The organism is Fretibacterium fastidiosum, assembly GCF_000210715.1.
GTDB classification, from domain to species: Bacteria; Synergistota; Synergistia; order Synergistales; family Aminobacteriaceae; genus Fretibacterium; species Fretibacterium fastidiosum.
Window position 1 is genome coordinate 606,519 of the sequence record NC_021038.1, and the last position, 14,139, is coordinate 620,657.

Annotated in this window: 10 protein-coding genes and 1 pseudogene; 7 read left to right on the top strand and 4 right to left on the bottom strand. The window is 53.3% G+C overall.

Annotation, left to right across the window (positions count from 1 at the left end; all coding sequences use genetic code 11):
• Positions 1 to 241 precede the first annotated feature (241 nt).
• Positions 242 to 367, bottom strand: a complete 126-nt coding sequence (locus SY1_RS12720; protein ID WP_208872632.1) for a helix-turn-helix domain-containing protein — start codon at positions 365 to 367, stop codon at positions 242 to 244.
• Positions 368 to 709: 342 nt separating this feature from the next.
• On the opposite strand from SY1_RS12720, the gene SY1_RS02655 reads away from it, so the two are divergent.
• The 4 genes and pseudogenes from SY1_RS02655 (at position 710) to SY1_RS02670 (ending at position 8,716) form a co-directional block, all read left to right on the top strand.
• Complete coding sequence (locus SY1_RS02655) at positions 710 to 832, top strand: transposase (protein WP_208872633.1); 123 nt, start codon at positions 710 to 712, stop codon at positions 830 to 832.
• Positions 833 to 1,059: 227 nt separating this feature from the next.
• Entirely contained in the window at positions 1,060 to 6,360 is a 5,301-nt protein-coding gene (locus SY1_RS02660; protein WP_208872634.1) for an ATP-binding protein, read from the top strand.
• Entirely contained in the window at positions 6,357 to 7,493 is a 1,137-nt protein-coding gene (locus SY1_RS02665) for a hypothetical protein (RefSeq protein ID WP_015556093.1), read from the top strand. Before SY1_RS02660 ends, SY1_RS02665 begins: the two co-directional genes overlap by 4 nt.
• 176 nt (positions 7,494 to 7,669) lie before the next feature.
• Positions 7,670 to 8,716, top strand: a pseudogene (locus tag SY1_RS02670) (ISL3 family transposase).
• Positions 8,717 to 8,746: 30 nt separating this feature from the next.
• Here the strand turns inward: SY1_RS02670 and SY1_RS02680 are convergent.
• The 3 genes from SY1_RS02680 to SY1_RS02690 form a co-directional block, all read right to left on the bottom strand.
• Positions 8,747 to 9,199 (bottom strand): GatB/YqeY domain-containing protein, encoded by a 453-nt coding sequence (locus tag SY1_RS02680; RefSeq protein WP_015556098.1) that lies wholly within the window; start codon positions 9,197 to 9,199, stop codon positions 8,747 to 8,749.
• 61 nt (positions 9,200 to 9,260) lie between these two features.
• Positions 9,261 to 9,458 carry a 30S ribosomal protein S21 gene (gene rpsU, locus SY1_RS02685; protein WP_015556099.1) on the bottom strand — a complete coding sequence of 66 codons (198 nt, stop codon included), beginning with the start codon at positions 9,456 to 9,458 and terminating at the stop codon, positions 9,261 to 9,263.
• A gap of 28 nt (positions 9,459 to 9,486) precedes the next feature.
• On the bottom strand, positions 9,487 to 9,825 hold the full coding sequence (locus tag SY1_RS02690) for a histidine triad nucleotide-binding protein (protein WP_015556100.1): 339 nt from the start codon (positions 9,823 to 9,825) through the stop codon (positions 9,487 to 9,489).
• 204 nt (positions 9,826 to 10,029) lie between these two features.
• Between SY1_RS02690 and SY1_RS02695 the strand changes: the two genes are divergently transcribed.
• The 3 genes from SY1_RS02695 (at position 10,030) to SY1_RS02705 (ending at position 14,098) form a co-directional block, all read left to right on the top strand.
• Positions 10,030 to 11,217 (top strand): M20 metallopeptidase family protein, encoded by a 1,188-nt coding sequence (locus SY1_RS02695; RefSeq protein ID WP_015556101.1) that lies wholly within the window; start codon positions 10,030 to 10,032, stop codon positions 11,215 to 11,217.
• A 294-nt stretch (positions 11,218 to 11,511) separates the two neighbouring features.
• Entirely contained in the window at positions 11,512 to 11,955 is a 444-nt protein-coding gene (locus SY1_RS02700) for a hypothetical protein (protein ID WP_208872635.1), read from the top strand.
• 88 nt (positions 11,956 to 12,043) lie between these two features.
• Positions 12,044 to 14,098 carry a clostripain-related cysteine peptidase gene (locus SY1_RS02705; RefSeq protein ID WP_208872636.1) on the top strand — a complete coding sequence of 685 codons (2,055 nt, stop codon included), beginning with the start codon at positions 12,044 to 12,046 and terminating at the stop codon, positions 14,096 to 14,098.
• Positions 14,099 to 14,139 lie beyond the last annotated feature (41 nt).

The window sequence follows — 14,139 nt, forward strand, 5'->3', positions numbered from 1 at the left end:
CAAAGTGAAGAGGCACATTTTTCAGGCTCCTCTGAATGAAGAACCGCGCCAAATCGCCAGGCTCCTGCTCCCATAGAACGGCGTCCGGATACACTGCCAAACCCACAGGCAAAATTTTTAACGTGTGACGGAGACCGGTTTATGCGTTTTCTGCCGCACCCGACGGATGCAAGGTCAAAGTTGGCTTGCCTATACAACGACGGGCTGTCGTTGATCAGTGATAATGTCACCCTATAAGTGGTCAGAGCCAGAGCTCCCTGCCGATCGTCGATGGACTTCGGCCCAGGGTACCGGCAATCTTGCGGATTCCACATCCCTGAGCACGAAGACACAGTATATTTTCTCGTTTGTCCGCGTTCATCAGCATAGCGCGGGGGCAAAAAAAGCAGCCCGGATGAGGAAGCCATTGGTCGCAGCCGTGAGGTCTCAGTACCAAAATTCATGCGACAGTTGATGCACTGGGAGACCCCACAAGCTTTTTACTGACGCCTGGCCAGGCTCGTGATCTTGCAGAAGCGGCTCAGCTTCGGCCCGAAGTAGGGGAGTAGAAACGGTAACTTGCGAACAAGGGTTACGATGCTCAAGAACGGGTTATTGGCCTCCTGGAGAAGTCTGAGAAGAAAGCTATTATCCCGTCTAAGAGCAATGTAAAAGAACCGCGTATTCGTATTTTGATGAGTAGGATAAAGACTTTTACGGAGCCCGTCATTTGATTGAGAACTTTTTTGCACGCTTGAAACAATATCGAGCAATAGCAACACGTTACGACAAGAGAGCTGTTAATTTCCTGGGCACTGTTCATCTAGCTGCTATTGTAGTATGGCTTATTTGATGACACGCCCTAATAGGATACATCGCTTTCCCCCTCCTTAGGCCTCATTACAAACCAGAGAGGAGTATAACGCCTTGATTTTAGGCGAAAAAATGATAAACTTAATGACGTAGAATGAAAGGATATGGCATATCAATTTGCATATAGCCAACTTTTATTCTCGTTCTTTTTTGGAAATGCGATAAGACTCTTATTTTACGTAATTAGTTGTGAAAGGATGTGAGATTATGGACATCGCCAATTACGATATTGAGAAGCTGATCGGTAACTTCACTCAAGAAGCAGAGAATGCTCAAAATTTGCTTTCGAATCTTCTCAAAGGCGTTACCAATGGCCAACCTCCAACTCTAGACGAAATTTCAGAGTTGGGATCTGTTTTGAAAAATTTACACGCAAAGTATCAGAACGTTCGTTCTGTTGCGTCATCAATACTTGATACGACAGAACTCCCTGAAGCAGGTTGTCCTGTCAAGGAATATCTGGAGGCCATACAGAAGAGTCAAAGACAGCAACTCAAGACAAAACTTGAGGAAGTAGGCGGCCTGATCAATCGTTTTACAGCGATTACATCGCAGAATGAAGATAGCGTTGCAGTTCTAAAACCCATTCAGGATGATGCTGTCAATATATTTAGAAAAGTTGAGAGTTCGGCAGATATTGATGCATGGACACGAGTTATCGAGTCTGCTGAAAAATACCGTTCCTTTATTCGTGCTGTTGATATGAGTGAGAAGCAGTTAGACTCTCCAGAAGGTATTACGCTTTTGGAAGATTTGATGAAATTTTATCCACCTGCTGTTGTCTTTAATATTAACCGTGGCAGGTATTATATTACAGAAAATAAGACGTTTCTTGTCGAAGGTGGGGCTTCAAAAAAAATTGAGACAACAGAACCCTCTGAGCATGTTGATGATGTACTATATGCAAAAAATCCATTAAAAAAATGGAATTATACGACGAAAACTTTTGAAGGCGATATTATAAAGGATGGAGCACGAAGAGGTATTAATGTCTTCATACTCCCGCTGTTTACAAATTTTGCCCTTTTGACTGCAAGACAGGTTCGAAAGATGTGTGCCTTCTATGGCTATGGCGGTAAATTTACACCAAATCACAATAATATTCCTCAAGCCCTAGACTGGTTAACGGAGAAAGGGTGTTTTGCCGTCTATGAATTTGGTACGCCAGCTCAAGATATTTACTGCCTGACCCATGGGGCTCTTAGCTGCATGTCTAAAGAGACGATACGTAATCGTAAATGGCCTGTTTCCATTGGAAAGTATGTTTTGACCGGGGAAGAGAGGATAGAAAAATCGCTTGCCCAAAGAATATTCAGCAATAATGAAACATTGCTGAAGGCACTTTATGCCCTGAAATCAACGATGAACGACAGGCAGTTTAGAGATAAAGTCATGCCTTCCATCGTCTGGAAAGATACCTGCTTTAGTCTTACCGTGCCATGGGGAGATGTGGATCATCGTTGCTGCCTTATGGATTCCTTTGAAAAGGCGAATGCAGTTGTCGAAAGGGATGTCCTGGTTCTTTCAGATGAAGACATCGGTGAGAGGGAAGAAAAACTTGCCATGGGACGTACATGCCTTATTCTCAATCGCAACGGCCTCCGAGCCTGCGGCGCGAAGACTTCAGAGGCCGTGACAACTGATGAAAGCATGACGCAATTTTCCGATGCGAATTCTGGAGATGTGAATCGAACCAGCGTGAATCCTGAAAGCACGGTGGAGCAGGGGGAACCTGTGTCAGCAGCAGTTCAAAGGGCTTCAACGCAGGGAGCAGTCAGTCTGCTTTCTCCAACAGAGCCTCATAATATAAGTGAAAATGACTTTAATGATGTCTTGCATCCATCAACAGGGGCAAAGAAACTTGATGATGCACTTGTAGAAGATCACACAAAGACTGTAGCTGACGTATGTCGACAGATTTTGAATATTAACATCAAACCATCTGATGAACAGTTTGAAAAGCTTATCCAGTTGCAGATAGAAGAGATTGGGCCTTGGAACAGCACGGAGAGCATCGAAGACCGAGCTCTCGTTCGTGCCGTTCTTCTTGCTAAAGCCGCATCCCTGGAAAAGGGTTACTCAAAGAGTAAGCAACTCTATGAGCAGCTCATCCTGGCATCTGGAGTTCCTTTTGACAATTTACACTATACTGGTACAGTACTTTCCAATGCTTTTGAGAATGATACTGCTCCTGGTAAATCGGCGATAGAGGGAATGCAGCTTGCTGCATGGCTCCATGCGCTTATTTTTCCATGGCAGGCACATGATTATACACTACGGGCCCGGGCAAAGCGGATATTGAGCGATTATGATACGATTTATCCTTCTTACGCTACGATTAAGCCTCTATTCAGCGAGTTTTGTGCCGTTGCTGCAACTCTCCCTGGAGGATTTACAGACACTGTACTTAGTTTTCTTGGAGATAAAGCAGAGCGAAAAAAGTTCTTAGAGAAGTTCCAGCAGAAGGCTTCTATACTCATGAATGCCCCTTCTCTCAAGATAAGGATAACCGGGCTTCCAAATTTTGTGCAAAATTGCTTTGGCAATAATAGTGATCTGGCAAATTGCATGGGCATTATTGCGCAGAACAAGGTTGAGGATAAGGAACTTGTTCAAGCTGTGCTTTCCGAGTACTGTGATTCTTCAGAGACAGTAATATCGGAAGACCTGATCAATATGAAGCTTGATCGGGAGTGGGATATTGCACGGAGCCGTAAGAATAAACCTAAAATGAAATTGGCTTTTGACGCCCGACGTAAGGTCTTTGACGCATTTTTGGAACGCCTGACACTTATGATGGAATGGGGTAACATTGAAGAGGTCGATGATAATCGCTGCAATCACCTGCGTAGTTTGCGGGCTAAAACCCTCAACGATGTTAATGCAATCTTCATGAAGAGTGAAGAGTTGAAAGCTGCACCGGGCAACGTCTTTGTCTTGAAAATGCTGAAAGTCATTCACGATCGCCTTTCGGGGCATCATGTGAAGCCGCTCTTCATGGATCTTTTGACTACAAGATTCATACCACTTGATAACGAAGGTAATCCCATATTGACGACCGAACAATGTGCTATTCCATACTATGAGCCATGGCGCAATGTGCTTCGTCATATCGCTTCACCTGCACGAAGTTTGAATGAAGCACGGCAGGGGATATTTGATAATTCTGCGCCAGATGAGACGACAACATTTGATAACCTGAATCAGCTGGAACTGATAGACAGGGCTGAGGGTAAGGAAATTCAGGTTCACGATGATATTACTGCTGTTCAAAATTCTGCTGAGAAACGTCTGGACAGTTTTAAGGGGCAGCTCGAACTGGCTTACACTTATGGCCGTATTCGTGAGGATGATAAGGAAAACCTGACGAATATCCAGATGCGTTATAAGCCGGATTTTTTTGATGGGCGAAATTTTGGTTGTTGGCGACAGTTCCTGAACGCTCTTGAGCAAAAAGTTACTGATTTGACTGCAGAGCGAAAAAAACAATTGAAAAATGATATTAAGATTCGTAGGGCAAATCTCGACGAAAAACAAAAAACGTTCTCAACACTGGACAAAGCGGAGAAGTTGCTTGATGAGGATAACTTTGCCGTTGCGGAAGAATACATCAACCGCTTCGATTATGGCGAATATGAGTTGACGAAAGAACTTCAGACTGTCATGACTTCCGGGGACAGCTTTAGGGATTTTCTGTCCGACGAATCCTTTGATCCGCTTTATGACCTGTGCAGCAGAAACAGTTCCAGAAAACTTGGGGATTTCTCTAAAGATTTGGATAAAGCCAGACCCAAGGATTGGTCAAGTCGCCTGAAAACGAGCAGCGAAAAACTTGTTGAGGCCTGGCCCTCCCGGCGTGGCAAGACAACCACTGACCAGATTAAGACGCTTTTTTTCTGTCTCGGCTTTAACGTGATTAAAGCTGAAAAGATCGATTGTGATCAAAAAGCGCCTGATCAATTTAAGGTGTTTGTTCAGAAAAGCCCTCGTAATGCCTCTGATTATGACCATCCCATAGCGGCCTTTGGTACCAAGATGGCCTCGCCGCTCTCCGTCGTGATTTTGTACGGAAATCACATGGCTGACGGAATTGTAAAGACTGTTACCGCGCTTAACCTTAACCCCAACGGAATTGCAGTTGTCCTTGTAGATTACTATCTTGATCGGGGGACACGTAGACAAGTGGCCGAAATATTTCATACTCAAACATCCGGTCAGAAACCATTTCTTCTCATCGATCGAGTTCTGGCCCTGCACCTGGCCCTGCATCTTCCTACGGAGCGTTTGTCGATACTTTTAAAGTGCACACTCCCTTATACTATCTATCAACCCTTTGTAAGCGGCGTTGGTGCTGTTTCCGACGAAATGTTCTTTGGGCGCAGAAAGGAAATTCATGATATTACAGATCCTAATGGGGCTTCCATTGTATACGGCGGTCGCCAGTTAGGAAAAACAGCATTACTTCAGCGTGCGGAGAATTTGCGATTCGCCCCTGAGAACGGAGCCTTCGCTGTACTCAGTACAATCAAGGAATTCCATAAGGAAGAGCAGGTTGTGGAGCATGTCATAAAGGATATCGTTGAAAAAACAAACCTTCCCATTACACCTTGTGCATCTTTGGAAGACATGTGCCGACAGATCAGCAGCTTATTCAGGCAGGAGAAAATTGCTTCATTCCTGCTTCTTCTGGACGAAACGGATAACTTTCTCGAGAGCATCGGTTCGGTCGATTACAACCCGCTTCTTCCGCTGGTGAATCTGAAGCGCGAGACGCAGAATAACTTTAAATTTGTACTTGCAGGCCTTCATAACGTCTGCAGGGCTAAGAATACGTTATCCTCCAATAACGTGTTTGGACAGCTGGGGACACCTCTGTGCATTCAGCCGCTTTCACCTGTTGATGCGATGGATCTTATCTCACGCCCACTGCACTATTTGGGGTTCCAGGTTGGGGATGCTCACCTTCAAACGATTTTGATAAACACAAATTATTACCCTGGTATTCTTCAGTTCTTTGGCTATACTCTAGTGCAGACGCTCACGAGTAAATACGCCCAATATTATCATGCAACAAACAATCCGCCATTTGTACTGAACGATATGCAGCTTGGAAATGTTATGGCCGACGAAAGTTTGAACGACAGCATTCGTTCTAGATTCCACCTCTCCCTGAATCTCGACCAGCGTTATTTTATGCTGGCTCGATGCATTGCCTTGCTCTACTATACTCAGGAGGAGTATCTTGTTGGAGATCAACATGGCTTTACGCAGAAACAAATTTCAGATTGTGCAAAGGAGTATCAAATTTACTGTCTTGAACAGCTCTCATCGGAGACTACCATCAATCTTCTTGATGAGATGGTTGAGATGGGTATCTTGGGGCGTCCAGAAAGCGGAATCTATCGTCTGCGGCGGCGTTCCTTCCTTAATATTATCAGCCATGATGACAGCAGTCTGCTTGATGATATCGACAAAGCCAATAATCCTGAAGAGGCGGTTCAATCATGACAGACTTTGAGGAATTTTGGTGGAATAATATTACCGGGCCACACTCCGTCGTGACAAAAACATCAGAGCTTTTATCAACAAAATTTGCGGTTCTCTTGTTGGTACCTGGTGATCTCCCATGGCGCCACACCATGCGCAGCGCTATCGATGCGGAGTTTAAACGGAGAAGTAGCATGATGGATATACTGATCAGGCCTATTGATGTGAAGGATGAGTACCTTCAGGATATAGCGCCAGGCCAGTTCATCCTTCGAAACTACGCCTCCGAATCTGTAAAAAATGAGTATCGTGTCGGTTCTGGCATGAGTATGCAGGAATACATCAAGAGAAACAGCGTGTTGAAAAACACAATCCTGTGGTTGAAGGGATTCAATAATGCGGAGCAGGTGAAAGACTGGGTGAACTTCTGCAGTGATTATGCCACAGGAGCTGTTGTGGATGGGTTATTCATCCTTGAAGTTCAGGATAATATGAGGCTTCCAGCTCACAGTTCAATACCAAAAATCAACTTCAGCGAATACGTGGACAGTTATAATTTGCTGCTTTTCTGCAGCTTTCTGCTTGATGAACAGAAAGAACTTACTGCCCAGTGGAAAAGTTATATCGCTGCGATGGTATCAAACCTGTGCGAGACGGATGCGGAAGTTGCTGAACGGATGATTCTTGAAACAAATTTTATGAACGAAGAACCTCTGGATGTATTAAGCCGTATCGCAAAGGAGCCTGATTTTGTACGCCGCGGCGAAGGAGCACAGCACGCCTTTGCTCTCCTTCGTAACAGAAATAATCTTACACTTAAGAAGCGTCTTTGGAGTGCGCAGGTTCAAGTACTTTTCCCTGTTATTGAGCTTGAGCGCGTAGAGATCGTCCGGCAATGGCATGCTGAAATAGCGGCGGCGCTTGCAAAACATCCTGAGCAACGAGGATATGGCAACGGTAGTAACGAAGCCATTGATGATCTATGTGACATTGAGTTGGGGCAGCTCAATCACATGATCATTAATCATATGCTGGAGATACCCGCCCCTGAGATAAGGTCCCGCATTGCTTTGTTGCGCACCTGTCGTAATCTCCTTGCTCACGGCGAATGTTGCTCAGCAGCACAAACCGGGAAGTTATTGAACGCATCGTGAGGAAATTTCAAACTTGCAGGCGGCGATGTTTGATAATTTTCTGTACTTGAAGGACATCCACAACAGAAGAGTAGACACGTGATGATGACGTTTCGTGTTGAAGACGCCACGGCGGTGGACATCACCATCATTGACGAAGTGGAAAACCTGCTGTACTAGGGTGTGTTCACTCAAAAATGGCCAAAGTCCCAAGGGTCCACTGCGACTCCTGTGGCGTCTGCCTGGTCCCCGTCCCCTGGGCGCGCGAGGGCAGCGGGTTTACTTTGCTTTTCGAGGCGTTGGTCCTCTCCCTGGCTCCTGCCATGCCCATCAAGACCCTGGCGAAGGAGCTGAACATGCACGACACACGCCTCTGGCGCGTGATCAGGCATTACACGGAACAGGCCCTCGAGCGGAGGGATCTGTCAGGGGTCCGCAATGTCGGATTCGACGAGACCGCGAGCAAGCGAGGGCACGATTACGTGTCGGTCTTCGTGGACCTGGATACGTCAAAGGTCATCTTCGCCACAGAGGGTAAGGACTCGAGCACTTTGGGGCGATTCAAGACATTTCTCGAGAAACACGGCGGCCGAGGCGAAAACATCGAGCGGATGTGTTGTGACATGTCGCAAGCCTTCATCAAAGGGGCGCGAGAACACTTCCCGGGTGCGAAGCTGACGTTCGACAAATTTCATGTCGTGAAGGTGGTGAACGATGCAGTAGACAGCGTCCGTCGCGAGGAGCGCAAGGAGGACCCGAGCCTGGCGCACACCCGTTATCTTTGGCTGAAGAACCCTCAAACCCTGACGGAGAAGCAAAAGGCCTGGCTGGGGGAACTGAGTCTGAGGAAGCATAATCGGAAGACCGCGCGTGCCTGTCAGATGAAGCTGGGTTTCCAGGATATTTTCAGGAGATTTCGCCTTTGAGAAGAAGGGGAGCTGTTACTGAAGCGATGGTATTTCTGGGCTACGCACAGTCGTCTAAATGCGATGGTTGGAGCAGCGCGCACGATCAAGCATCATTGGGATGGAGTCCTTCAGTGGTTTGAGTCCCGTATCAACAACGGCATTCTTGAGGGAATCAACAGTTTGATCCAAGCCTGTAAGGCGAGGGCCAGGGGCTGCAGGAGCAGGGAGAACCTCATCTCAATGATTTACCTCATCGCAGGGAAACTACAGATAGGGCTATCCCTTAAAATAGCGAGAAGCTACAAAATGAAGGAGGCGCCCTGGGGCGCCTCCTGACGAAACGGGTGGGGGCTGACTGCGGCCCCCTTAACGGTTCAGGTATGCCGTGACGCGGTCCTTGACGCGCGCGCCGTCGGCGCGGCCCGCCGCCAGGGCCAGCACGGCCTTCATGAGCCTGCCCATGTCGCGGGGCCCGGAGGCCCCCGTGTCCTGGGCGGCCTGACGCACCATCTCGTCCAGGGCTGCGTCCTCCAGCTGGGCCGGGAGGTAGGGCTCCAGGACCGCCGCCTCCGCCAGCTCCGCCTCCGCCCGGTCCCGCGCCCCGCCGGCAGCGTACTGCTCCGCGGCCTCTTTGCGCTGCTTGATCAGGCGTCGGATCACCGTGTGCACGTCCTCGTCCGCGATCTCCGCGCCGCGCCCCTTGTCGGCCGCGAGCTTCTGCAGCTCCGTCTTCAGCATCCGCAGGGAGGAGAGGCGCCTCTCCTCCCTCGCCTTCATGGCGGCCATCAGGTCGGCCGCGATCCGATCCGTCAGCTTCATCGCGATCACCCTCCTTTCGCGAAAAGAAAAATGGGGGCCTCAGCCCCCATCGACACGCGAACTAACCTGCGTTCCTGCGCCTCATGCTCTTGCGCTTCCGCGCCGCCTCAGCGCGCTTGAGTTTCTTGGCGTCGCTGGGCTTCTCGTAGTGCTCGCGCTTGCGGGCCTCGCGCAGCGTCCCCACCTTGGCCACTTCCTTTTTGAAGCGCCTCAGCGTATCCTCAATGTTCTCTCCTTCTTTGCGGGTGACAGTCGTCATGAACAGATCCCCCCTTCCTCTTCTCCGACTAGCCCGGAGGCCAGCCGAAATTGCGTCCCGACAGCAGATGAATGTGAAGGTGAGGTACCGTCTGACCGCTTCCTTCTCCCGTGTTGATGACCATGCGATAGCCATCCTTCTCAAGGCCAAGCGAGAGCGCGACCTTCACAGCGGCGCCCATCAGGGCGCCCCAGACGGCCGAATCCTTCACCTCGGCCGAAGATGCTACGTGACACCTTGGGATCACCAGGAGATGCGTTGGAGCCTGGGGTGCAACATCACGAAAGACCACGACGTCCTCGTCCCGATAGACGAAGTCCGTCGGTATCTCGCCGCCTGCGATCTTGCAGAAAATACAGTCGCTCATGATTTCCACCCCCTTTTGCAGAGCCTGCAGCCGAACGCGACCGGCGCTTTCGTAAAACGTTACGAAACGAGCCATGCCACCTTTGCAGGATGTACAATTTTATAACATATTCGCGCAAGATACAATAGAACGCGGGAGGCAATCTGCTCCGGATGATATAGAATGGAATCCATTTGAAATCGTGCGAAAGGCGGAGGGTATGCGATGAAGGGCGTGAGCGTGCGGGATGAGGCGCGGGAGCTGAACGGGGAGATGGTGGGCTGGCGTCGCCACATCCACCTTCATCCGGAGGTTGGGTTCGACACCGGGGGCACGGCGGCCTTCGTTGCCGAGCGGCTGAACGAGGCGGGCGCCGTGGAGGTCCGGACGGGGGTCGGGAGGAGCGGCGTCACCGCGGTGATTCGGGGCGCCCGACCCGGGCGCACGCTGGCGCTGCGCGCGGATATGGACGCCCTGCCCGTCTCCGAGGAGACGGGGCTGCCCTTCGCGTCCGCGCACCCCGGGCGGATGCACGCCTGTGGGCACGACGCGCACACGGCCATGCTGCTGGGGGCGGCCGTCCTGCTGGGGCGGCATCGGGAGGACCTTCAGGGCGCCGTGAAGCTGATCTTCCAGCCGGCGGAGGAGATCGGGATGGGGGCCATGGCCATGATCCAGGACGGCGTCCTCGAGGGCGTGGACGCCATCGCCGGACTGCACACGGGCAGCCTGTGGAACGGCGCCGATGCGGGAGAGATCGGCTTCAGGCCGGGAGCCGTCATGGCCGCGGCGGACACCTTCACCATCGATGTGAGCGGGAAGGGCGGCCACGGGGCCCAGCCGGACCGCTCGGTGGACCCCATCTCCATCGCCTGCCAGGTCTATGCTACTCTCCAGACCGTCATCAGCCGGGAGACGCCGCCCCTGGCCCCCGCCGTGCTGACCGTGGGGAGCTTCCAGGCGGGGTCCGCCCCAAACGTCATCCCCGACTCCTGCACGATGAAGGGCACCATCCGCTCCCTCTCAAAGGAGACGCGCAGCTCGCTGCAGGACCGCATCCGGACCATCGCCGAGGGCGTCGCTGCGGCCATGCGCGGCAGCGCCAGGGTCGCCTTCACCTATGGGCCGCCCCCCGTGGTCTGCGACCCCGACATGACGGAAAAGCTCGTCCGCGCCGCGGGCGCGGTCGTGGGGCCGGAACACGTGCGCCCCATCGACGAGCCGGCCATGGTGAGCGAGGACATGGCCTTCTACATGGAGAGGGTTCCGGGCGTGTTCTTCTCGCACCCCTCAACCCTCGGCGGCGGACTGGACTTCCCCCACCACCACCCGAAGTTCACCGTCAACGAGGACGTGCTCTGGACGGGGGCCGGGACCTTTGCGGAGCTGGCGCTGACGTGGCAGGAGGCGTAGGGGGCGCGCCCCGCGGGACGGGACGATGACGGCGGACGGGCCGGGCGAAAAGAGAGGCGCGCTTCAGGCCCCCCTTTCAGGGGAGGCGTTGGCGTCCGTTTTTTTGCCCCCCTGATCCTAAGCGACCTGCACAGTATGCCCCGTTTCCGGGGCACAGCTCACTGCGTTCGCTGGCAGTCTGCTTATGTAAGGAGGGCTGCCCCGAAGGGGGAACTGAGGGGTTGTGATGAGGTTATGGTGCTCCGACCTGAAGAAGGACGGCGCGAGAAGGCGTTTTGCGAGGAGGTTTTTGGGGTGCGGCGATCGTTTATTCTTGTCGTTTTCGCGTTTTTGTTGGGGATTTGGGCGTTTTGGGGGATGACGGCGTCTGCTGCGGAGAGGCGTTTTCCCTCGATCCGCTGTGCCGTCGATGTCCCGGAGGGCTGGGAGGTCGAGGAGGACGAGGAAAACGCTACCGTGAGCATGACGGCCCCGGATGAGGATGCGGCCGTCATGCTGACGGGGATCGACGAGCCGGGGGTGTCCGTTTCGGAGTTTGCGGAACGGGTTGCCCAGGAGGTGGGGGCCGATAAGCCGGAGCCATCGGGGGGCGGGTATCGGTTTTCCTTCACGGACAAGGATGGATTGTCCTGCCGCGGGATCGTCATGGGCGACGAAACGTTTGTCTCCATGGTCACGCTCATCGGTCAGCATCAGGCTTTTGAATCCATCGTCCGTTCTATTCGAGGTCTGGATTGACCTGCCGGGGTCGTTCGGGGAGGGGTTGGAGCCGGATGAGGGATAAGTCATGAGGCGGGCTTCGGCACGTTTTTTTCTGTTCTGCGCGATGTTGGCGTTTTGGGGTTGTCCTGTTTTGCACGCCGCGCCGGCCGCAAAGGCAAAGGAGACCTGGGCGGTCTATTGGTACCTCTGCGGGTCCGACCTGGAGTCGGAAAACGGGTTTGCGACGGGTGACCTTGCGGAGACGCTGGAGGTCGCCCTGCCCGACAACGTGAAGGTGGTCGTGCAGGCCGGCGGCTCCAAAACGTGGGACAACGAGCTTGTGGACGCCTCCGGTCCGTGCCGTCTGGAGCGTTCCGGGGATGAGATCGGCGTCGTCGGCAAGGCGGGGCGGGCGAACATGGGCGCCCCTGAGACCCTGAGGGATTTTCTGCGATTCTGCGAGAAGAACTATCCTGCCGATCACAAGGTGCTGATCCTGTGGGACCACGGCGGGGGAAGCAGCGGAGGGCTTTGTTACGACGAAACGCACGGCGGCGACGCCTTGTCCTTTGGGGAGCTGAGGGAGGCGCTGGAGGCGGTCTACGGCGACGAGCCGGATAAAAAGCCGTTCGAGCTGATCGGGATCGACGCCTGTTTGATGGCGACGCTGGAGATGGTCGGCGTCTGTGCGCCTTACGCGGGGTATCTTGTGGCCTCGGAGGAGACGGAGCCGGGCTGTGGGTGGAAGTACGACGGCTGGCTGTCGGCCCTTTCCGCGAACACGGCGATGCGTGCCGCGGAGCTTGGGCGCGTCATCTGTGACTCGTATTATGAAGGGTGCCGGGAGCATGGGCTGGAGAAAAACGTCACGCTGTCCATGATCGATCTTCAGAAGGCCGACGACTTGAACCTGGCGGTGTCCTGCCTTGGGGCTATGGGGATGACCTCGGTCCTGGAGGACCCCTCCGCGTTTTACGCCGCATTCGCCCGGGGGGCGAAGAGCGCCGAGAGCTACAGCGCCGGGATGGTGGATCTGGCGAGCCTGGCCTCCAGGAACGCGCACCTCTTTCCGGAGGCTGCCGAGGCGGTGATCGAGGCCGTCCGGGAGAGTGTGGTCTATCAGGTGAAGGGGGCCTACCGAAAGGGATCGAACGGAATTTCCGTCTTTATTCCCTCCGCTCCGGAGCCCGACGCCTACGACCGGTTTGAGGACTCCGCTTTGGCGTCGGGGATGCGGGGGCTCTATTACCTTTACGAGCCCCTGCTGCGGGGGGATTTTTCAGACAAGGCGGTGCAGTTCGTTCAAGATGTCGCCGATTTTTTGAACTCCCTCGACGCGGAATCGGAGGGGCCGGTGAGCGCAGATCGGCCGGGGCATTCGGCCTCGCCCTGGGACGCCTCCGCGTTGGCCCAGGGGCTCCATCTCCCCTCGCTGGGGCGTTGGGACGCCGCCGCGCTGGCCGCAGGTCTCAACTTCGCCGAGACCTCCGGCATGAATTTGGACGACCACCCGGTCGAGTACGTCGAGCAGGACGGCGAGACCTACGCGTGTCTCAACCTCGGGGCCGGGAAGGCGGCCCTGCTGGATCGCGTCACCTTTATCCTCGCGCTATGCGACGACGAGGGGACCCCGTCCGTGCTTCTGGGCGAGGATTCCGATCTTTCCGCGGATTGGGACGCGGGGCGTTTCATGGATAACTTTCGGGGGGTCTGGGGCAGCCTCGACGGGCATTTGGCCGCGATGTCCGTCCTCTCGGTGACGGACGACTACGTCCTTTATGAGGTCCCCTTTCTGATGAAGGGCAAGCCTTACAACCTCACGGTGGCCTACGATTTCGACACGAAGGCGTTCCGGATGCTCACCGCCAGACCGGATGAGGAGGGGGGCCCCCCCGGCAGGGGGGAGCGTCTGCTGGTCGAGGGCGACGAGATCACGCTGGTCCTGCATAAGCTGGACCTCGAAAAAGACGAGCTGGTTGCGTGCGAGGGCGATACGCTCACGATCGGCAAGGGGTCCAAGTTCAAGGAGACGGTGCTTCCCGACGGGTTTTATGCCTTTATGTTCACCATGACCGACTACAGGCAGAACGTCTATTATTCGACGGCCTCGGGCGTGCAAATGGAAAACGGGGTCCCGACGGTTTTTTCTTTGGATGATGAGAAGAAGAAGGAGAAGTAAGGGGGAGTGGTTTCCCTGATGCCCTCCTTCCTGACGGTGTC